Source organism: Mucilaginibacter gossypii (assembly GCF_900100945.1).
Classification (GTDB): Bacteria; Bacteroidota; Bacteroidia; order Sphingobacteriales; family Sphingobacteriaceae; genus Mucilaginibacter; species Mucilaginibacter gossypii.
This window is the reverse complement of record NZ_FNCG01000041.1, coordinates 1-2,351: the sequence shown is the minus strand read 5'-3', so window position 1 is coordinate 2,351 and position 2,351 is coordinate 1. Positions and strand designations below refer to the sequence as shown.

The following is a 2,351-nucleotide window of genomic DNA, read 5'->3' as shown; positions in this document are numbered from 1 at the left end:
CCCTCGCCCTGCAATACCACTTTCAAATATTTATTCGCCGGCTCCAGCTTCCTGCTGTTGTTTCGGTAGATAAAGGCCGGCATATTTACATTGTTCACCACCAGGTCCAGCGCCCCATCGTTATTTAAATCACCATATGCCGAACCATTCGAAAAACCCGGGTCACCAAGACCCCATTCGGTTGCCTTATTGGTAAATGTCAGGTCCCCATTGTTTCGGTAGGCATAGTTAGGCACAGCCTCCGAGGGCATGCTATCTATCAGCTTCTTGTAATTTATGCCTTTATTTGTCCAAACACTCCCCATCACGTTCCGATCGGATAAACGTTGAATATAGTCCTGGTTTGTTAAGTCCTTATAAATACCGTTAGCGATAAAAACATCTTTGAATCCATCATTGTCAAGGTCAGTGATCAACGCTCCCCAGCTCCAATCGGTTGCATGAACACCTGCAAGCCGGCCTATCTCGCTAAAGGTTCCGTTGCCATTGTTCAACTGGAGCGTGTTCCTGGTAAACTGGTGATAATAATCATATCTTAAATCAAGCTGGTATTTATCCCAGTTTTCAAAAGTGGTATTTGTTTTAAGCCTTGATTCTGATGCCGGAAGCATATCCGTCACAAAAATATCAGGATGTGCATCGTTGTTGATATCGGCCAGGTCGGCACCCATTGATGCATTACTAATGCTTTTCATCTGATCCTCAAGCGATTCTTTAAACGTACCGTTGTGATTATTAATATATAGGTAATCACGTTCAAAAAAATCGTTGGAAACATAGATGTCGTCCCAGCCATCCCCATTTACATCTCCCACACTTACCCCCAAACCAAAACCAATTACACTACCATAAATACCGGCCTGTTCACTCACATCGGTAAAATGGCCACCATCATTCCTGAATAATTTTTGCCCTCCCAATAAATCTCTTTTATTCCGTTCATTATTCTGAATATTAAAGCTGCCGATTGCCTTAAAAGAATTGCTTAACATAAAGAGGTCCAGGTCTCCGTCATGATCATAATCAAAGAAAACAGCATGGGTTGAGTATCCATTTACACCAATTCCATATTCCTTTGCCCGTTCGGTAAAAGTGAGATTACCGTTGTTAATGTATAGTTCATTCTGTTTATGATCGCCTTTAACATCGCCACTATTGCAAACATAAATATCCAACAGTCCATCACCGTTAACATCTGCCATAGTAACACCGGTAGACCATCTGCCGAGCTTGGCAATTCCGGCTTTTCCGGTTATGTCTTCAAACTGAAAATTGCCTTTGTTTAAATATAGATGACTGGGCACCATGTTGCCCACCAAAAAAAGATCCGGCAATCCGTCATTATTGATATCCCCTATTGCTACACCGCCACCGTTATAAAAATTACGATAAGTAAAAATATTGAAATTAGCATCATACGATAATTGGTTAACAAAATCGATATGCGTTTCATTGGAATTTAAAAGTTCAAAAAGCTTATTGCCACCCCCGCTTTGCTTTTTTTGGCAACTGGTTAAAGCCAATAAAAAGAACACAAAACAGTACCTGATGCTAAAAACATCATGAATAGTTTTTTCTGTCAAAAAAGTAAAATTCACCTTATTTTTTTTCATCTGTCAATAAATCAGTGTAATCTACTTTTACGTGGGCGTCATCATATTTCCCGATGATAATTCGCCGGTTACCATCTACCTGCACAAAAATCGTCCCTTTAGCCGGGTCCGTTATAAGGATAAAGTCCTTTTCCTTATACCATTTTTTCAGCATATTTAATACATCCAACTGCAGGCTATCAGCAAACATTTGTTTATTCCAAGGGGCGAAAGCATCGTAACTAAAACTCACTCTCATTTTGCTAATCTTACCTTGCCGAAAATCAGGGTAGAAATTCATGGAAGCCGGATATTTCAATTCCTTATTTAGTTTATATAAAACTGTTGTATTACCGGGGCCTGCAAAAAAGATCCCTTTTTTATTCATTTCCCAACAGTGGGTGTAAAACTCTTTTGAGGTCATCCCTAATTTTATTCCCTGAAACAGGCTATCTCTTCTCACTCCCCGCGAAAGTTCACTCGCTACTGCGTTTTCATACTTTCTGTCGTCTGAATTACAAGAAAATACAGAAATGAGACATACAACAACCAGGATCCCTTTAAAATATCTCATAGTTAACCACCATCTTATTTAAAACTTAACACCTCTGTTTTATCATTATTTTTAGCTACAATCAGCAGCTTGTTGTTTCCAGCTTTAATCTCTTTCATATCTCGTACCGCCCCTTTTATTACGATGCCGCTTACCTGCGGTTTAACTGCCGTAAAGCTACCTTTCCCATCTCCTTTAAGCAGCAA

Annotated in this window: 2 protein-coding genes; both read right to left on the bottom strand. The window is 39.7% G+C overall.

Going from position 1 to position 2,351, the window contains the following annotated elements:
• Positions 1-1,613: FG-GAP repeat domain-containing protein (locus BLS28_RS30415; protein WP_143020930.1), on the bottom strand; the 1,613-nt coding region annotated here is incomplete at its 3' end.
• A complete protein-coding gene (locus tag BLS28_RS30410; protein WP_143020929.1) occupies positions 1,600-2,166 on the bottom strand; it encodes a hypothetical protein in 567 nt (188 codons plus the stop codon). The genes BLS28_RS30415 and BLS28_RS30410, both read right to left, overlap by 14 nt.
• Positions 2,167-2,351: the final 185 nt, after the last annotated feature.